This is a genomic window from Streptomyces sp. NBC_01334 (genome assembly GCF_035983595.1).
GTDB classification, from domain to species: domain Bacteria; phylum Actinomycetota; class Actinomycetes; order Streptomycetales; family Streptomycetaceae; genus Streptomyces; species Streptomyces coriariae.
In genome coordinates this window covers 3,588,565-3,606,531 of record NZ_CP130718.1, presented here as the reverse complement: position 1 = coordinate 3,606,531, position 17,967 = coordinate 3,588,565, and the positions used below count along the sequence as shown (strand labels likewise).

Genomic DNA, 17,967 nt, shown 5'->3' with positions numbered 1-17,967 from the left:
GCCGGGGCGCTCCCCGAACCTGAGGGTGAGCTTGACCTGAGCGAGCCGGTTCCTGCGATGAACAAGGTGCAAAAGATATTTTTTATCGACGTATCGGACTAATAGATGCGTGCTGATGGGGTATTCCTCGCGTGGAGCGGGCGGCTGGAAGGCGGATTTGTGTCACCTTGACGCCCATGACGAACCAGACCCTGTGCCTGTGCATGATCGTCAAGGACGAGTCGCGCGTGATCGAACGTTGCCTGGAGTCCGTACGGCCCCTCATCGACTACTGGGTGATCTCCGACACCGGTTCGACCGACGGCACACAAGATCTGATCCGCAAGGTGCTCGACGGCATTCCGGGCGAGCTCCACGAGGAGCCCTGGGTCGACTTCGGGCACAACCGGACGCTGAACATCCAGCACGCCCGCGGCAAGGCCGACTACCTGCTCACTCTCGACGCCGACCACGTCATGCGCCAGGACGCCCCGCTGCCCCGGCTGACGGCGGGCTCGTACATGCTGCGCTACGACACCCCCGGCACCCAGCACCGCTTCAAGCACCTCATGCGGGGCGACCGGGCCTGGCGCTACGAAGGCGTCACCCACGAGTACCCGTGCACCGACGGCCCCGACCAGCAGGAGAACCTGGAGGCGCTCGTCATCGAGGACCATGCGGACGGTGGCTGCCGCAGCGACAAGTTCGAGCGCGACGCGCGCCTGCTGCGGGGCGAGTTGGAGCGTGACCCCACCAACGCGCGCACGGTCTTCTACCTCGCCAACACCGAACGCGACCTGGGCCATGTGGACGAGGCGATCGCACTGTACGAGCGGCGTGCCGAGCTCGGCGGCTGGGGCGAGGAGGTCTACTGCGCGCTGCTGGAGGCCGGGGTCCTGCGGGCGGAGAAGGCGGACGACTGGCCCGGAGCCATGAACGCGTTCTCCCGCGCCTGGGAGTCCCGCCCGGCCCGCCTCGAAGCCGTCTACGAACTGGCCTCGCGGCTGCGCCTCAAGGGCCGCTACCACACCGCGTACGCCCTGCTCGGCGCGGTCGTCGGCAGGAGCGAGCCCGACGACCTGCTGTTCACCAGGTCCTGGGTGTACCGGTGGGGTCTGCTCTTCGAGTTCTCCATCTGCGCCTACTGGGTCGGCGACCACCAGGCCGCCGTCCGGGCGTGCGACACGCTGTTGGAGATGCCGGACCTGCCCGATGCCGTCCGCCACCAGACGGAGACCAACCGCGGGTTCTCCGCGCCCCACGTCCAGGCCGTCGCCCGGCCGGCCGGCCCGGAACGCCGTCCGATGGCGTCCCGGGCGGGGAAGGCGGCACGGCCCCGGAAGAAGTAACCCGCCCCTGACGCACCCTCAACAGCGCATCCACCGGGGTGGTTGTAGCGTCTACGTCGTTATGGACCTGGAGAAACCGCGCGCCGGACAGCCCGCCGGACAGCCCGCGCAGCCGCCCGTGCGGGCGCCCGAGGGGTGCCTCGTGGTGGCGATCCGGCTGCCCGTGCGGATCGTCGTGCTCGTGCTGGTCGTGCCGGTGCGGATGGTGTGGGACGCGCTCGTCGTCGTGGCGCGGCTGCTCCGGGACACGGTGCTCCGGCCGCTGGGACGGGCCCTGCTGTGGCTCGGGAAGGCGCTGTTCGTCTGGCCGTTGATCGGGCTGTGGCGGTATGCCGTCGTCCCGGTGGGCAGGGCGCTCGGATGGCTCGTCAAGGTGTTGCTCGTGGTGCCGGTGGTGTGGTCCTACCGGTACGTCCTGACTCCGGTCGGGCACGGCATCGCGTGGCTGGCGCGCGGGATCGGGGCCGGGCTGGCGTGGGTGTACGCGCGCGTTCTGACGCCGATCGGGCACGCGGGCCGGTGGCTGCTGCAGGGGATCGGGGCCGTTCTCGCCGCCGTCGGCGTCGGGGCGTACACCGTCGTGGCGTGGCTGGTGCGGTACCTCGTCGTCGTTCCGGCCGGCTGGGTCCACCGGTGGATCCTCGCGCCGGTCGGGCGGGCGATCACCTGGTGCGCACGAGGGGTGTGGCAGCTCCTGACGCTGCTCGTCACCGGGATCGGCCTGGTCCTGTACTGGACCGCCCGGCTCCTGGTCGTGCTGCCGGTCCTCGCGCTGTGGCGCTGGGTGCTCGCCCCCGTCGGCCGTTTCCTGGCGGTCGTCGCGCGGGAGGTGGGGGAGGCCCTCGGGCACGCCTGGCGGATCGCCGGACGGATCTCGCGGGCCGTCGGACGGTTCCTCGGGACCCTCTTCCGGTGGATCTTCGTGGAGCCCGTGCGCTGGGTGTACCGGACCGTCCTCACGCCGGTCGGGCATGTCGTCCGCGACGCCGTGCTGCGTCCCGCCGCCCGCGCCGCGCGCAGCGTGGGCCGGGCCACCCGGCAGACCCTGGCCTCCGCCCGGGAGACCGCCCGGCAGGCCCGCGCGGACGTGCGCCGGATGCTCTTCGGGGAGTCGCGGGAGCGGGAGGCGGTCGGCCGACGGGAACCATCGGGGGCCGAGACACGTACTCTTGGTAGGAGTACGACCGCTCTCACGAAGGACTGAACGACACTGGGCAAGCGACAGCCCGAAGGCCCGCCGCCCGCACCCGCGGTGCAGCGCATCCGACTGCGCTACACCAAGCGCGGCCGCCTCCGGTTCACCAGCCACCGTGACTTCCAGCGCGCCTTCGAGCGTGCGCTGCGCCGTGCCGAGGTGCCGATGGCGTACTCGGCGGGGTTCACGCCGCATCCGAAGGTGTCGTACGCCAATGCCGCACCCACCGGCACGGGCAGTGAGGCGGAGTATCTGGAGATCGCGCTCACCGCGGCGCGTGACCCGGAGAAGCTGAGAATCCTCCTCGACGAGTCGCTCCCCACCGGGCTCGACGTCGTCGACGCGGTCGAGGCCCGGACCTCGGGGCTCGCCGACCGGCTGACGGCCTCCGTATGGGAGCTGCGACTGGACGGGGTGGACCCGGCCGACGCCGATCGCGCGGTGGAGGCCTTCAACAAGGCCGACGCCGTCGAGGTCCAGCGGATGGCCAAGAACGGCGTCCGAACCTTCGACGCCCGCGCCGCCGTCGTACAACTTGAGACGCACAGTGAACCTGCTGATAGGCCGACGGACCAGCCCTGTGCGATACTGCGGCTGGTTGTTCGGCACGTGACGCCTGCCGTACGACCCGACGACGTCCTGTCCGGTCTTCGCGCCGTGGCCGACCTGGCGCCGCCGGTCCCCGCTGCGGTGACCAGGCTGGCGCAGGGGCTGTTCGATGAAGAGACCGGCACGGTGACCGACCCGCTCGCGCCCGACCGCGAGGCAGCTCAGGCCCCCACAACGGCCGAACCCGCTGCCGCCGCGAAGGCGCCCGCGTAGGGAAGTTCCGCGAAGGGACGGACGTCGTAGCGCCGCCCTCGTACTCGGGAGCCACCTGGGTCGGGCGGCAACCGACCAGAAGACTTTCGCCAGGCCGTACGCATTCGGCGTACGGAACCGGCGAGACAGGACACAGAGAGCTCCCGTGCGGCGCCCGCGCCCCGGACGGCGGCACCGCGCATCGCGCGAGCCGCGGACGTCAACGGCGATCGATCCCTCGTGATCGACGCCGGACCAGGCGCGGCGCCCGGGAGCCTGACGGGAGAAACGCCCGCATGCTCGAGCCAACCGAATCCGCAGAGTCCGCCACGGACTCCGAAGCGAACAGCCCCAGCGACACCCTGCCGCCGCGTCGTCGGCGTCGTGCCGCTTCCCGACCGGCGGGTCCGCCGGTCGCCGGCGCCGACACCTCGGCCGAGATCACCACGCCGGCCATACCGGCCGTGGAATCCGCCGAGCAGTTGGCCGAGGAGGACCTCGAAGACGAGGTCACCGAGGCCGCTCAGACCGACGGCACGGCCGACACCAAGGCCGAGGAAGCCGCCGAGGCCGCACCGCGTACCCGGCGCCGGGCCACCCGCCGTGCCTCCGCGCCCGCCGGGGCTCCGGCCGCCGCCGAGGCCGCCGAGACCGTTCTGCCCGTGGCCGCCGAGGTGAGCGCGCCCGCCGTCGAGGAAGCCCCCGCCGAGGAGGCCGCCGCCGAGGACGCCGCTCCTCGCCGCAGCCGTCGCCGGGCGACGCGTCGCGTGGCGACGCCCTCCGAAGCTCCGGCCGAGGTCGTCGAGCCCGCCGCCGAACCCGCCGCCGAACCCGAGTCCGAGCCTGTCGCGCAGGTGGCGGACGAGGCGCCCGCCGAGGCCGCGCCCCGTACGCGGCGCCGGGCCACCCGTCGGGCGACCGCGCCCGCCGGGGCGCCGGAGGCCGAGACGCCCGCCGTCGCCGCCGAGGCAGAGGCTCCGGCCGTGGCGGACGAGGCGCCCGCCGAGCCCGCCCCCCGTACCCGCCGTCGCGCCACGCGTCGGGTGACCGCGCCCGCCGCCGAGGCCGAGGTTGCCGAGCCGGCCGTCGCCCCCGTCGAAGAGGCGAAGGCTCCCGAGGCGCCTGCCGCCCCGGCCGAGGCCACGCCCGCCGCCGAGACCGCTCAGGCCGCGCAGTCCGCTCAGGCCGACGAGGACACCGGTTCCCGTCGTGGGCGCCGTCGTGTGGTCCGCCGGGCCGCCGGAGGCTTCTCCGCGCCCTCGCAGGAGAGCGCGGAGGCCGACGCGCCGCGTCGTCCGGCGCGGCCCGCGGTCGCCGTGTTCCAGGCGCCCGTGTTCGCCGAGCCGCAGTTCCAGACCCTGCAGCGGGCCGCGGCCGAGGCCGCCGCCGCCGGGACCGAGGTGCCGGAGGCCGAGGAGCCCGAAGAGGCCGAGGTCACTCAGGAGGCTCCGGAGGAGCCGACCGGGTCGCGTCGTCGCCGTCGTCGCCGCGCCGCCGGTTTCGGCGACGAGGCCGAGACCGGCCGCACCGCCGAGGCCGCCGCGCCCGTCGCGGCCCCCGCCGCGGACGAGTCGGAGACCGAGCCGGACGAGGCCGACGAGGCCGAGGACGTCGTCGACAGTGACGACGACACCGAGGAGACCGGGTCGCGTCGCCGTCGCCGTCGTGGTGGCCGTCGCCGCCGTCGTGGCGATGCCGCCGACGGCGAGGGGGACTCCGGGGAGGCCGAGTCCGACGACTTCGCCGCCGAGCAGGCCGCGCAGGACGCCGAGGACACCGCCGAGCAGGAGGACGAGGACGCGGAGGACGCCGAGGAGGACGCCGGTGGCTCCACCGCCGGCAGCCGTCGTCGCCGTCGCCGGCGTCGTCGTGCCGGTGACTCCTCTCCCGAAGCCGAGCAGGCCGACGGGGACCCGGAGCGCACGGTCGTCAAGGTCCGTGAGCCGCGCAAGCCCTCCGAGCCGTCCGACGAGGTGCAGTCCATCAAGGGCTCGACCCGCCTCGAGGCCAAGAAGCAGCGCCGTCGGGAAGGCCGTGAGCAGGGCCGCCGACGGGTGCCGATCATCACCGAGGCCGAGTTCCTGGCCCGCCGCGAGGCCGTCGAGCGGGTGATGGTCGTCCGCCAGAGCGGCGAGCGCACCCAGATCGGCGTCCTGGAAGACAACGTGCTCGTCGAGCACTACGTCAACAAGGAGCAGGCCACCTCGTACGTCGGCAACGTCTACCTGGGCAAGGTCCAGAACGTGCTGCCGTCGATGGAGGCCGCCTTCATCGACATCGGCAAGGGCCGCAACGCGGTGCTCTACGCCGGTGAGGTCAACTTCGAGGCGCTCGGCATGGCCAACGGGCCGCGCCGCATCGAGGCCGCCCTCAAGTCGGGTCAGTCGGTCCTCGTCCAGGTGACGAAGGACCCGATCGGCCACAAGGGCGCCCGCCTGACCAGCCAGGTCTCCCTCCCGGGCCGCTACCTCGTGTACGTGCCCGAGGGCTCGATGACCGGCATCAGCCGCAAGCTGCCCGACACCGAGCGGGCCCGGCTGAAGACGATCCTCAAGAAGATCGTCCCCGAGGACGCGGGCGTCATCGTGCGCACCGCCGCCGAGGGCGCGAGCGAGGACGAGCTGCGCCGCGATGTCGAGCGGCTGCAGGGGCAGTGGGAGGACATCCAGAAGAAGGCGAAGAACGGCGGCAACGCGCCGACGCTGCTGTACGGCGAGCCGGACATGACCGTCCGGGTCGTGCGCGACATCTTCAACGAGGACTTCTCCAAGGTCATCGTCAGCGGTGACGAGGCCTGGTCGACCATCCACGGGTACGTCTCGCACGTCGCGCCCGACCTGGCCGACCGCCTGAACAGGTGGACCTCCGAGGTCGACGTCTTCGCGACGTACCGGATCGACGAGCAGCTCGCCAAGGCGCTGGACCGCAAGGTCTGGCTGCCCAGCGGCGGTTCGCTGGTGATCGACCGGACCGAGGCGATGGTCGTCGTCGACGTCAACACCGGCAAGTTCACCGGTCAGGGCGGCAACCTCGAGGAGACGGTCACCAGGAACAACCTGGAGGCGGCCGAGGAGATCGTGCGCCAGCTGCGGCTGCGCGACCTCGGCGGCATCATCGTGATCGACTTCATCGACATGGTGCTGGAGTCCAACCGGGACCTGGTGCTGCGACGCCTGCTGGAGTGCCTGGGCCGCGACCGTACGAAGCACCAGGTCGCGGAAGTGACCTCGCTGGGGCTCGTGCAGATGACCCGTAAGCGGGTCGGCCAGGGACTGCTGGAGTCGTTCTCCGAGACCTGTGTGCACTGCAACGGGCGCGGGGTCATCGTCCACATGGAGCAGCCGACCGCGGTCGGTGGCGGCGGCAAGCGCAAGAAGCGCGGCCGCGGTGGCGACGGACAGGGTCACGACCACGAGCACGACACGGTGACGGTCGACGTCGCCGAGTCGCTGGTGGGCGCCGGGCAGGAGACGGAGAGCGAGGCCGAGGTCGCCGCCGAGGTGGCCGAGCCGGTCGCGCTCGCCGCCCCCGAGTTCGCGCCGGACGAGGAGCTGTACAGCAGCATCGCCGAGGCGGAGGCCTCTGCCACGCGAGGCCGGGGCCGCCGTCGGGCGAGCCGTCGGGCGTCCGCTCCGGCGGGTGCGCCGAGGGGTGGCGCGTCGCGCAGGGCGGGCGGCTTCGAGGAGAGCGCCACGGAGGAGCCCGCCGAGGCTGCCGTCGAGGCGCCCACCGCGCAGGACGTCACCGCCGAGGCGGAGGCCGAACGTCCGGTGCAGCCGGCCGAGGCGGTCACCGCGCAGGCCGAGCCGGTCGCCGTCGAGGACCCGGTCGTCGAGGCCGCGGTCGCCGAGGCCCCCGTCGACGAGGCCGCGCCCAAGGGCCGTACCCGTCGTCGCGCCACCCGCAAGGTGTCCGCGCCGGCCGGTTCGCCCGCCGGGGCAGAGGCCGCCGTGCTGACGGTCGCCGAGCCGTCGGTCGCGCCGGCCCCGGCCGTCGAGGCCGCTCCGGTGGAGCAGCCCGAGGCGGAGCAGGTCGCCGAGCCCGTCGTCGAGAGCGCGGCCCCGGCCCGCCCGCGGCGCCGTGCCGTGCGCAAGGCCACCGCGCCGACCGCGTCCGAGGAGACGGCCGTCGTGGTCGTGCCGTCGGTCGTGGAGACCGCCGCCGAGGAGACCGAGGTGCCCGCCGAGGAGCCGGAGGCCGCTCCGGCGAAGAAGGCGGCCGCGCGCAAGACGGCGAAGAAGGCCACGGCGAAGAAGGCCGCCACCAAGAAGACGGCGGCGGTGAAGAAGACGGCCGCGAAGAAGACCGTCGCGAAGAAGACGACGGCGAAGAAGGCCGCGAAGACGGTGTCGAAGACCACGGCGGCGGCCCAGCAGGGCCAGCCGACGGTCTCGGCCTCGACGGAGGAGTGACTCCGGTTCCTTTGCGACTCCGTCTGACTCTTCGTGATTGCGGCTGAGTCTGGCTGAGCGTCACGCGGGCACCCGGTATCCTCCGGGTGCCCGCGTCGCATTGCGTTCAGCGGCGAGTTACTCTATGTCTCGCTTGTGATGGAGTGCACGCTCTCCGTGAGTTTCACTGTGGTAACCCTGGGGAAAATCGCTGTCCGCGTGCTGGTAACGTGCACTGTGGTCCCGGTGGCCAAAGATATGCACACCGTGACCCCGGCCGATGAGCACATCCGGTCTTCCAACCGGACACGGCTGACTTCCCGCAAGGAGCCCTCAGGGGGGCGGGGTCCTGTGTACAACCCGTCCGCCCCGCTCACCGGCATCGGCGGACAACACCAGGGATGCGGCCGTGCTGAGCATCGACACGGTCTCTTCCCGACCATGCAAGACGTGGTGCGGCTTAGAGGTCGCCGTAGAGGAGGGGATGTCGATGACCGACGCCCATGAGTTCGTACCGGCCGCCAAGCCCGTGATCGGCGAGGAGGAGATCGAGGCCGCGGTGCGCGTACTGCGCAGCGGCATGGTCGTCCAGGGACCCGAAGTGGCCGCCTTCGAGGAGGAGTTCTCGGAGCTCGTCGACGGGCGTCACTGCGTCGCGGTCAACTCCGGTACCTCCGCGCTGCACCTGTCGCTCCTCGCCCTCGGTCTCGGCCCGGGCGACGAGGTCATCGTGCCGTCGTTCTCCTTCGCCGCCTCCGCCAACGCGGTGCGGCTGGTCGGCGCCGACGTGGTCTTCGTCGACATCGACCCGGAGACGTACTGCCTCGACCCGGCCGCCGTCGAGGCCGCCCTGTCGCCGCGCACCGCCGCGATCATGCCGGTGCACCTGTACGGTCACCCGGCCGCCATGGACAAGATCATGGCGATCGCCGAGCAGCACGGGCTCGCCGTGATCGAGGACGCCTGCCAGGCCCACGCGGCCGCGCTGAACGGCACCCCGGTCGGCGCCTTCGGTGCCGCGGGCACCTTCAGCTTCTACCCGACGAAGAACATGCACAGCCTCGAGGGCGGCATGATCTCCACCGGCGACGCGGAGACCGCCCGCACCCTGCGCCTGCTGCGCAACCAGGGCATGGAGAAGCGCTACGCCAACGAGATCGTCGGCGCCAACGTGCGCATGACGGACGTGTCCGCCGCCATCGGCCGCGTCCAGCGCGGCAAGCTGGACGGCTGGACCGAGCAGCGCATCGCCAACGCCGCGTACCTCACCGAGCACATCACCGCGCCGAACGTGATCACGCCGAAGGTCGCCGAGGGCGCCCGGCACATCTACCACCAGTACACGGTGCGCGTCCTGGGCGACCGCGACGCCGCCATGGCCAAGCTGACCGAGGCCGGCATCGGCAACGCCGTGTACTACCCGACTCCCATCCACCGGCTGAAGCCGTACTGGGAGCCGGACCAGAAGGCGGGCCGTGACTGGGACCTGCCCGAAACGGACCGTGCGGCCGCCCAGGTCGTGTCCCTGCCCGTGCACCCGGCCCTGTCCGCCCAGGACCTGGAGCGCATCGTCACCGCCGTCAATGCTCTGGGGGAGCAACTGTGAGTACCGGGAAGTCGCTGCGAGCGGGACTCGTCGGCCTCGGTTCCATGGGGCGTCACCACGCCCGCGTCCTGTCGGGTCTGGAGGGCGTCGACCTCGTCGGCGTCGTCGACCCGATGGGCGACAAGTTCGGTGCCGCCCAGGGCGCGCCGATCCTGAACACCGTCGAGGAGCTCATCGCGCTCGGCGTGGACTACGCCGTCGTGGCCTGCCCCACCGCCCTGCACGAGCCGGTCGGCCTGGCGCTCGCCGAGGCCGGCGTGTGCGCGCTGGTCGAGAAGCCGGTCGCCGACACCGTCGAGGGCGCCCGTCGTCTCGTCGAGGCCTTCGAGTCGCGCGGCCTGGTGGCCGGCGTGGGTCACATCGAGCGCTGCAACCCTGCGCTGATGTCGCTGCGCGCCCGCCTGGAGGCCGGTGAGCTCGGTGACGTCTACCAGGTCGTCACCCGCCGCCAGGGCCCCTTCCCGCACCGCATCGCGGACGTCGGTGTCGTCAAGGACCTCGCCACCCACGACATCGACCTCACCGGCTGGGTGACCGGACGCCAGTACGTGTCCATCGCCGCGCACACCGTCTCCAAGAGCGGCCGTGAGCACGAGGACATGGTCTCCGCGGTGGGGCGTCTCGACGACGGCACCATGGTCAACCACCTGGTGAACTGGCTGAGCCCGCTCAAGGAGCGGTTCACCTCGGTCACCGGTGAGCGCGGCTGCTTCATCGCCGACACCCTGACCGCCGACCTGACGTTCCACTCCAACGCCGCCGTGACCACCGAGTGGGAGGCCCTGCGGGCGTTCCGCGGGGTGTCCGAGGGCGACATGATCCGGTACGCCATCCCGAAGCGCGAGCCGCTGCTCGTCGAGCACGAGCTGTTCCGGGACGCGGTACTCGGCAAGCCCGCCGACATCTGCACCCTGCGCCAGGGCATGCGTACCGTCGAGGTGGCGGCCGCGGTCCTCGAATCGGCGAACACCGACCGCAGCGTGTCCCTTCAGCCGGAGGACCTGGCCGCAGATGGCAGCTGAGCATCACACATCGGGGGAACGGTGCGTGCTCGGCAGGACTCCTATGTTCTGTGAGACTTTCCCCGCAGGACCCAGCCGGCCGTCGGCTGTCGGAGACCAGGAGTCGGAGCATGTCTGCTGCGCCTGACGTCAGCGTCATCGTTGCCGTCTACAACACGATGCCCTACCTGACGGAGTGCCTGAACTCCCTCGTCGGGCAGAGCATCGGCCGTGAGCGCCTGGAGATCGTCGCCGTGGACGACGGCTCCACCGACGACAGCGGCCCCGAGCTGGACCGGTTCGCGGCGCTGTACCCGGACACCGTCAAGGTGCTCCACCAGCCGAACTCCGGCGGCCCGGCCGCGCCCAGCAACCGGGCGCTGGACGTGGCCACCGGCCGTTACGTGTACTTCATCGGCTCCGACGACTACCTCGGCGAGGAGGCGCTGGAGCGGATGGTGGACTGCGCCGACAAGCACGGCTCCGACGTCGTGGTCGGCAAGATGGTCGGCACCAACGGCCGTTACGTGCACCAGGCGCTGTACAAGCAGAACGACCCGGACGTCAGCCTGTACCACTCCGCGCTGCCCTTCACGCTGGCCAACACCAAGCTGTTCCGCCGGGACCTGGTCGAGAAGTACAAGCTGCGCTTCCCCGAGCACCTGCCCGTGGGCAGCGACCAGCCGTTCACCATCGAGGCGTGCGTCCGCGCGAAGAAGATCTCGGTGGTGGCCGACTACACCTGCTACTACGCGGTCAAGCGCGGCGACGCCAGCAACATCACCTACCGTGCCGACCACCTGGCGCGGCTGCGGGCCGCCGCCGAGATCATGGACTTCACGGCCGGTCTCGTCGAGGCGGGCCCCGAGCGGGACGCCCTGCTGCGCCGGCACTTCACCTGGGAGCTCGCCAAGCTCGTCCAGGACGACTTCCCGGGCCTGGACCGCGAACTCCAGCGGCAGATCTGCGCGGGCATCGCGCGGCTCGCCGACGTCTACTTCACCGACGGCATCCGTGACGCGATGGACGTCAAGCGCAGGGTGCGCATAGCCCTGGCCCGGGTCGGCGCGATCGACGAGCTCGCCGAGGCGATCAGCTCGGAGAAGGAGCACGGGGCGCCGCCGTTCGTTCTCGAGGGTGAGCGCGCCTACGCCCGGTACGCCGGTTTCCGCGACCCGCGCATCGGCCTGGCCGACCGCGTCTACGAGCTGGTCGGGGAGTCGGTGCCGGGCCGTCTCGCCCAGGGCACCGAGCTGCTCGCCTCCGCCTGGGAGCAGCAGGGCGAGGCGCTCACGTACACGCTGTCCGTGCGGGTGCCGGTGCTCGGGGATGTCGACGGCGCGGTGCTGCGGCTCGCCGACAAGGCCATGCCCAAGTCGGCCGACAAGCCCGGCGCGCGCCGGCTGAAGGCGGACCACGTGCTGCCGGCGCCGGTGGGCGAGGTCACGCTCGAGCCTTCCGAGGACGGCGCGGCCACCGTGCTGCACGCCCGGGTCCCGCTGGCGTACGTCACCGCGAAGCGGGGCGTGCGGGTATACCTGGACGTGGCCGGTTCGACGTACGAGATTCCCGTACGGGGCAAGGACCTGCCCATGCCGCTGGCGCGCCAGTGGGGCCGGGAGGGGGACCCCTACCGGGCGTCGGCCGTGGTGAACGACAAGGGGCGTGTAGTGATCGACACGGCCCAGATGTACCCGCCTAAGATCACGGTGCTCCGCCGGGGGCTCGAGAGACTCGTGCGGAAACTGAAGTCCGGGGCCGGCCGCCTGAAGCGGGCGGTCGGCGCCAAGAAGTCCAAGCCGAACGGCTCCAAGAAGCCGACCGGTTCCAAAAGGAAGTAGCGACCCTCCATGAACATCTGTGTAGTAGCACTCGGCAAGATCGGCCTGCCGCTGGCCGTGCAGTTCGCCTCCAAGGGCCACCGGGTCATCGGCGCGGACGTCAACGAGAAGGTCGTCGAGCTGGTCAACGCCGGCGTCGAGCCGTTCCCCGGCGAGCACGACCTCGACGTCAAGCTGAAGCAGGCCGTCGACGCCGGGCTGCTGAGCGCGACCACGGACACCGCGTCCGCCGTCGCCGAGTCCGAGGCCGTCGTCGTGGTCGTCCCGCTGTTCGTGGACGCCGAGGGCACCCCGGACTTCGGCTGGATGGACTCCGCGACGAAGGCGATCGCCCAGGGCCTCAAGCCCGGCACGCTCGTCAGCTACGAGACCACGCTGCCGGTCGGCACCACCCGCACCCGCTGGGCGCCGATGCTGGCCGAGGGCTCGGGGCTGACCGCGGGCGAGGACTTCCACCTGGTCTTCTCCCCGGAGCGCGTGCTGACCGGCCGGGTCTTCGCCGACCTGCGCCGCTACCCCAAGCTGGTCGGTGGCATCGACGAGGCGTCGAGCGCCCGTGGTGTGGAGTTCTACGAGCAGGTCCTGGACTTCGACGAGCGCGCCGACCTGCCCCAGCCGAACGGCGTGTGGGACCTGGGCACCGCCGAGGCCTCCGAGCTGGCCAAGCTCGCCGAGACGACCTACCGGGACGTCAACATCGGCCTGGCGAACCAGTTCGCGCGCTTCGCCGACAGCAACGGCATCGACGTCAAGAAGGTCATCGAGGCCTGCAACTCGCAGCCCTACAGCCACATCCACCAGCCGGGCATCGCCGTCGGCGGTCACTGCATCCCGATCTACCCGCGGATGTACCTGTGGAACGACCCGGCCGCGACCGTCGTGCGCTCCGCCCGTGAGGCGAACGCCGCGATGCCCGACTACGCCGTCGACCTGCTGGCCGCCGCCTACGGCGACCTGACCGGCGTGAACGTGCTGGTGCTGGGCGCCGCCTACCGCGGTGGCGTGAAGGAGACCGCCTTCTCCGGCGTGTTCCCGACCGTCGAGGCCCTCAAGGCGCGGGGCGCGGTGCCGTTCGTCTCGGACCCGATGTACACGGACGAGGAGCTCGCCGCCCACGGTCTCACCCCGCACGCGGGCGAGAAGGTCACCGCGGCGATCCTCCAGGCCGACCACGCCGAGTACCGCACGCTGACCCCGGCCGACCTGCCGGACGTCACGGTCCTGGTCGACGGTCGCCGTACGACGGACCCGGAGGCCTGGAAGGGCGTCCGCCGCGTCGTCATCGGCGGCTGACGCTCGTACGAGAACAACCTCATGGCCCCGTCCCGTGTCTGGGGCGGGGCCCTGGTGCAGGAAGGTTTTCCCATGTCCTGGCTGATCACGGGCGGTGCCGGTTTCATCGGCTCGCATGTCGTGAAGGCGATGACGGACGCCGGTGAGCCGGTCGTCGTCCTCGACGACCTGAGCACGGGCCGGGCCGAGCGGCTCCCGGACGGTGTGGTGCTGGAGGTCGGCACGGTGCTCGACGGCGACACCGTCGAGCGGGTGCTGCGCGAGCACGGCATCACCGGCATCGTGCACATCGCGGGCAAGAAGCAGGTGGGCGAGTCCGTGGACCGGCCGCTGTACTACTACCGCGAGAACGTCGAGGGCATGCGGGTCCTGCTGGACGCGGCCGTCGCCGCGGGCGTCGGCCGGTTCCTGTTCTCCTCGTCCGCCGCCGTGTACGGCATGCCCGACGTCGACCTCGTCACCGAGAAGACGCCGTGCGCGCCGATCAACCCCTACGGCGAGACCAAGCTCGCCGGCGAGTGGCTGGTCGGGGCGGTCGGCGCCCGGCACGGGATGGCCACCGCCTCGCTGCGCTACTTCAACGTGGCGGGCGCGGCCACGCCCGAGCTGGGTGACGACGGGGTCTACAACCTCGTCCCGATGGTCTTCGAGCGGCTCGAGGCGGGTGAGGCGCCGCGGATCTTCGGTGACGACTATCCGACGCCCGACGGGACCTGCGTCCGCGACTACATCCACGTCGAGGACATCGCCGCCGCGCATGTCGCGGCCGCCCGACGGCTGGCCGCCGATCCCGAGGCCAGGCTGGTCCTCAACATCGGCCGCGGCGAGGGTGTCTCGGTCGCCGAGATGATCGGCGTCATCCAGGACGTCACCGGCCGCGCGGAGGCCGGGCCCGACGTGTCCGCCCGCCGTCCGGGCGACCCGGCCCGGGTCGTGGCCTCCGCCGACCTCATCCACCAGGAGCTCGGCTGGAGCGCTGAGCGTGGCGTGCGGGAGATGGTGGAGTCGGCGTGGGCGGGATGGCGGCTGCGGCACCCGTGAGCGCACGAGCAGGCGCATGAGTGAGGGCCCCCGGGAAGATCCCGGGGGCCCTCACTCATACGGCGAAGAGAGCCGGTCAGCCCTCTTCGAGGAGCAGCTTCTCGAAGTGCTTCTGCACCACGGGCCAGTCCCACACGGTCAGCGCGTGCTCGGTGGCGAGCTTGCCTGCCGCGCGCCAGGACTCCTCCGTGGCCGTGATCTTCAGGATCCGCTCGGCCGCCTCGGCGGGGGAGGCCACGACCCAGCCCTCGGGGTAGAGGGTGCGGGCGCTGTTGGGCTTGCCCGCGTAGAACGGCCAGTCGCGGGCGACGGGGACGGCACCGCTGGCCGCGCCCTCCATCAGACCGACGTGGCAGCCCTCGCGCACGGAGGAGCTGATGATCGTGCCGATCTCGACGAGCTTCGACGGGACGTCGTCCGTCGGGCCGAGCCGGACCACCGCGCCGGACTCCTCCAGCGGGGCCAGCAGCTCCTCGAACTCGGCCAGGTAGTCCTTGGTGGCCTGGCTGGTCTTCGGGTCCATGTCGCCGCCGACCAGGAGCAGCCGGTAGCGCTCGTCGTGCCTGCGGACCCGCTCCAGGACGTCCAGGGCCCACTTCGGGTCCTTGGCGACCTGGCTGATGCCGACCAGACCGAGGTTGAAGCGGGCCTCGGCCGGCTTCGTGCGGTTGAAGCCCGACAGGTCCATGGCGTTGTCGATGAGGTGGAACCGCGGGGCATGCTCGCCGCGCAGCGTCGGCACCAGCGAGGCCGTCAGGTCCTTCACGTGCGGGGCGACGAAGACGAGGTCGTCGATCCGGGAGAAGTCCGTCATGTGCGGCCAGCGGGTGAACGCCTCGTAGCTGTGCAGGCGCACGACGATCCGGGTGTCGCCCGGGTCGATCGTGGTGAGCATGCCGGCCGGACCGGCCGCCCACTCCAGGAACACGGTGTCGGCCCAGTCGAGGTGCGGGCGCATCAGGCGCTCCACCTCTTCCTGGTAGTCGCTCGTGTCGCCCGCGAGCCGGTCCTTGAGCATGCGCGGGGCGGCCCAGGAGATCCGCTTCAGGTGCTTGTTCGCGGCCAGGTCGAGGTAGCGCAGCTCGACGCCCGGGTGGTCGGCGAAGTGCTCCTTGATCAGGTGCAGGAAGTTGTCGTTGGCGCTCGTCGTCACCAGCAGCCGCAGCGGGCGGTCGGTGGGGGCGGGCGCGGCGGGCACCTTGCGGCCGCGGGGGCGGCTCAGTGCCTGGAACGCCTTGGAGCGGTGCAGCGGGGCGACGAAGCCCTCGGCGTCCTTCGCCAGCGGCGACGACAACTGGTCGATGTGCAGCACCCGGTGGAAGTGCAGGAACAGGGTGCGGTTGAGCGCCTCGGCCGCCTCGTCGGTCCTGCCCTTCGCGAAGAGCGCGTCGGCGTTCGCGAGCTGGGCCGCGACCGCCTTGCCCAGGAAGCGGGGGCTGATGCCCTTCTTCAGCTCCTGCATGACGCCCTCGTTGTAGAGGTCCGCCCGCAGCTGGAGGTCCGGGATCTTCGAGGCGGCGTCCGCGAGGGTGAGCGCCGCACCGCTGGTGCGGCCCGCCCACTGCATGCCCTCGGCGACGTACCGCGAGGTCGCGGCGCGCACCTTTATGGGCATGCCGGGCGCGGTCACGGCCGAGCGCCACAGGCGGGCGCCGACGCCGGAACGCATCACGGGCCGCGGGGTCACGGTGCGGACCAGCTGCGCGGGCAGCCGGTCGACCGAGCGCTTCACATCACGGGCGACGGCGCTCAGCGGCGGCAGGACGGTGGAGTGGCGGGCCGTGGTGCCGCCCTGTGCCCTGAGTTCCTCGACGGCCTTCAGCGCGGGCGCCAGCCCGAACCTGGCCGCGGCGGTGCGGTTGTACTCGGCGAGTCGCCACACCGTGTACACGGCGGCCACGTCCAGGGCGACGAGCACGTCGGCCTTGCGGCCGTGGGAGCGCAGCCACGAGTCGCTCCGCACCTGCGTCCAGTTGCGCAGGCCGCGCGGGGCCTTGCCGAGCCGGCGGCGCACGGCCTGGCTGCGGTGCTTGAGGGTGCGAGGCAGCTGGTGCGCACCGGCCAGCTCGACCTGGGCGAGTTCCTCCGGGACGCCCTCGGCCTCCAGGTGGAACATGCCCGCCAGGTGCACGCGCGCGCCCTGGGCGTTGAACTTGCGCACCGTGTCGGCGAGCACGCCGAAATTCGGCCGGACGGACGCCACGAGCAGGACTTCGGTCACTTGGCGAGCTCCTCGACAAGGTTCTTGACGGCGACGGACATCAGCGCCTCACGAGTGAACTGGTCGGCGTGGGCCATCGCGTCGGCGTGCTCCTCGTCGGTGGTCTCCACCGCCATGTGGGCGGCCTTGATGAAGGACTCGGTCAGGCCAGCCTCGTCGATGCCGGGGGCGCCGGTCCACAGCGGGTGGCCCCTCAGCACGTTCGAGGCGTCGTGCTCGACGGCGTGCGCCGACACGATCGGCAGGCCGGTCGCCATGTACTCGTACACCTTGCCGGAGGTGACGAATCGGCCGCCGATGAGGATCAGCACCATGGCGTCCCAGCTGGCGTAGATCGAGGAGACCTCGGCCTTGGCTGCGGGACCGCCGAAGACGACGCCGTCGGCCTCGGCCTCCTTGAAGACCTCGGCGTGTCGGTTCGCACCGCGGGTGGCGCCGTTGCCGAGATGGCCGCGCAGCTCGAAGCGCGCGTTCGCCAGCAGCGGCTCCTTGGCGCGGGCGGCGCGCCAGGCGTTCAGCACCGTCTCCAGGTGCGGGACGGTGAAGTTGACCGTGCCGAGGTAGCCGAAGACGAGACCCGACTCGGCGTCGGGGTTGTGCGCCCGGCCCGGCGAGCTGTCCGCGTCGTAGCCGTTGCGGACGACGTGCACGCGGTCGGCGAAGTCGGGGTAGCGCCGCCGGTAGTGCTCGGCGATGGGGTCGTTGACGACCCACAGCGACACCGCGTGGTCCAGGATCTTCTGTTCCCAGACGCCCTCGGCGGAGTCGCGGGCGAAGGCCTCGACGCCGTCGATGACGTCGATGGACCAGCCGTCGCGGAAGTCCACCGCGTACGGCACCTTCGCTTCCTCCCACAGCTTCCAGGCCGCGGCGAGGTTCACGTACGGCACGCAGCTGGCGAGCAGCAGGTCCGCCGGGTTCTCCCGGTGGATGCGCAGCACGGCCTGCTCGAGGTCGTCGCGCCACTCACCGAAGTTGGGCTCCGGGAAGTTCTCGGTCTGGCGCTTGCGGAGCTTGGCGACCCAGCCGTTGGGGTCGAGGGCACGCGCCTCGTCGAAGAGGCGGATGTCCGTCTCGAGATCCTCGCGCGCCAGCGGCAGCTCGACGATCTTCACCCGGGGGTCGACCTGGTCCAGCAGGGAGAGGTCGATGCCCGAGTCGAGTTCCCAGGACTCCCGGGCGATGTTGACGACCGTGACGTCCCAGCCGACCTTCACGAACTGGTTGGCGGTCTCGCGCATCCGGTACG

Annotated in this window: 11 protein-coding genes; 9 read left to right on the top strand and 2 right to left on the bottom strand. The window is 71.7% G+C overall.

The window, feature by feature from the left end; genetic code table 11:
• The first annotated feature begins 176 nt into the window (after positions 1-176).
• The 9 genes from OG736_RS16135 to galE all read left to right on the top strand — a co-directional run bounded on the left by OG736_RS16135 (position 177) and on the right by galE (position 14,497).
• Positions 177-1,328 (top strand): glycosyltransferase, encoded by a 1,152-nt coding sequence (locus OG736_RS16135; protein WP_327183067.1) that lies wholly within the window; start codon positions 177-179, stop codon positions 1,326-1,328.
• Between the two features lie 61 nt (positions 1,329-1,389).
• Positions 1,390-2,532, top strand: coding sequence for a hypothetical protein (locus tag OG736_RS16130; protein ID WP_327183066.1), 1,143 nt, complete (start codon positions 1,390-1,392; stop codon positions 2,530-2,532).
• Positions 2,533-2,580: 48 nt separating this feature from the next.
• The gene (locus tag OG736_RS16125; RefSeq protein WP_314221433.1) at positions 2,581-3,345 is read left to right on the top strand and encodes a TIGR03936 family radical SAM-associated protein; all 765 of its coding nucleotides are present in this window, start codon (positions 2,581-2,583) and stop codon (positions 3,343-3,345) included.
• A gap of 275 nt (positions 3,346-3,620) precedes the next feature.
• Complete coding sequence (locus tag OG736_RS16120; RefSeq protein ID WP_327183065.1) at positions 3,621-7,736, top strand: Rne/Rng family ribonuclease; 4,116 nt, start codon at positions 3,621-3,623, stop codon at positions 7,734-7,736.
• A gap of 469 nt (positions 7,737-8,205) precedes the next feature.
• On the top strand, positions 8,206-9,321 hold the full coding sequence (locus OG736_RS16115) for a DegT/DnrJ/EryC1/StrS family aminotransferase (RefSeq protein ID WP_327183064.1): 1,116 nt from the start codon (positions 8,206-8,208) through the stop codon (positions 9,319-9,321).
• Entirely contained in the window at positions 9,318-10,343 is a 1,026-nt protein-coding gene (locus tag OG736_RS16110; protein WP_327183063.1) for a Gfo/Idh/MocA family protein, read from the top strand. The genes OG736_RS16115 and OG736_RS16110 overlap by 4 nt, the downstream gene beginning before the upstream one ends.
• A gap of 110 nt (positions 10,344-10,453) precedes the next feature.
• Positions 10,454-12,163 carry a glycosyltransferase family 2 protein gene (locus OG736_RS16105; protein ID WP_327183062.1) on the top strand — a complete coding sequence of 570 codons (1,710 nt, stop codon included), beginning with the start codon at positions 10,454-10,456 and terminating at the stop codon, positions 12,161-12,163.
• A gap of 9 nt (positions 12,164-12,172) precedes the next feature.
• The gene (locus OG736_RS16100) at positions 12,173-13,456 is read left to right on the top strand and encodes a nucleotide sugar dehydrogenase (RefSeq protein ID WP_327183061.1); all 1,284 of its coding nucleotides are present in this window, start codon (positions 12,173-12,175) and stop codon (positions 13,454-13,456) included.
• 72 nt (positions 13,457-13,528) lie between these two features.
• On the top strand, positions 13,529-14,497 hold the full coding sequence (gene galE, locus OG736_RS16095) for a UDP-glucose 4-epimerase GalE (RefSeq protein ID WP_327183060.1): 969 nt from the start codon (positions 13,529-13,531) through the stop codon (positions 14,495-14,497).
• A 76-nt stretch (positions 14,498-14,573) separates the two neighbouring features.
• Here galE and OG736_RS16090 read toward each other — a convergent pair whose 3' ends face one another.
• Positions 14,574-16,718 carry a glycosyltransferase gene (locus OG736_RS16090; RefSeq protein ID WP_327183059.1) on the bottom strand — a complete coding sequence of 715 codons (2,145 nt, stop codon included), beginning with the start codon at positions 16,716-16,718 and terminating at the stop codon, positions 14,574-14,576.
• A complete protein-coding gene (locus tag OG736_RS16085) occupies positions 16,715-17,959 on the bottom strand; it encodes a glycosyltransferase (protein ID WP_020127803.1) in 1,245 nt (414 codons plus the stop codon). The genes OG736_RS16090 and OG736_RS16085 overlap by 4 nt, the downstream gene beginning before the upstream one ends.
• Positions 17,960-17,967: the final 8 nt, after the last annotated feature.

What these genes read in the sequence shown, in the direction of transcription:
- OG736_RS16135 (WP_327183067.1), top strand. Translation starts at nt 177, where the DNA reads ATGACGAACCAGACCCTGTGCCTGTGCATGATCGTCAAGGACGAGTCG.
- OG736_RS16130 (WP_327183066.1), top strand. Translation starts at nt 1,390, where the DNA reads ATGGACCTGGAGAAACCGCGCGCCGGACAGCCCGCCGGACAGCCCGCG.
- OG736_RS16120 (WP_327183065.1), top strand. Translation starts at nt 3,621, where the DNA reads ATGCTCGAGCCAACCGAATCCGCAGAGTCCGCCACGGACTCCGAAGCG.
- OG736_RS16115 (WP_327183064.1), top strand. Translation starts at nt 8,206, where the DNA reads ATGACCGACGCCCATGAGTTCGTACCGGCCGCCAAGCCCGTGATCGGC.
- OG736_RS16105 (WP_327183062.1), top strand. Translation starts at nt 10,454, where the DNA reads ATGTCTGCTGCGCCTGACGTCAGCGTCATCGTTGCCGTCTACAACACG.
- OG736_RS16100 (WP_327183061.1), top strand. Translation starts at nt 12,173, where the DNA reads ATGAACATCTGTGTAGTAGCACTCGGCAAGATCGGCCTGCCGCTGGCC.
- galE (WP_327183060.1), top strand. Translation starts at nt 13,529, where the DNA reads ATGTCCTGGCTGATCACGGGCGGTGCCGGTTTCATCGGCTCGCATGTC.
- OG736_RS16085 (WP_020127803.1), bottom strand. Translation starts at nt 17,959, where the DNA reads ATGCGCGAGACCGCCAACCAGTTCGTGAAGGTCGGCTGGGACGTCACG.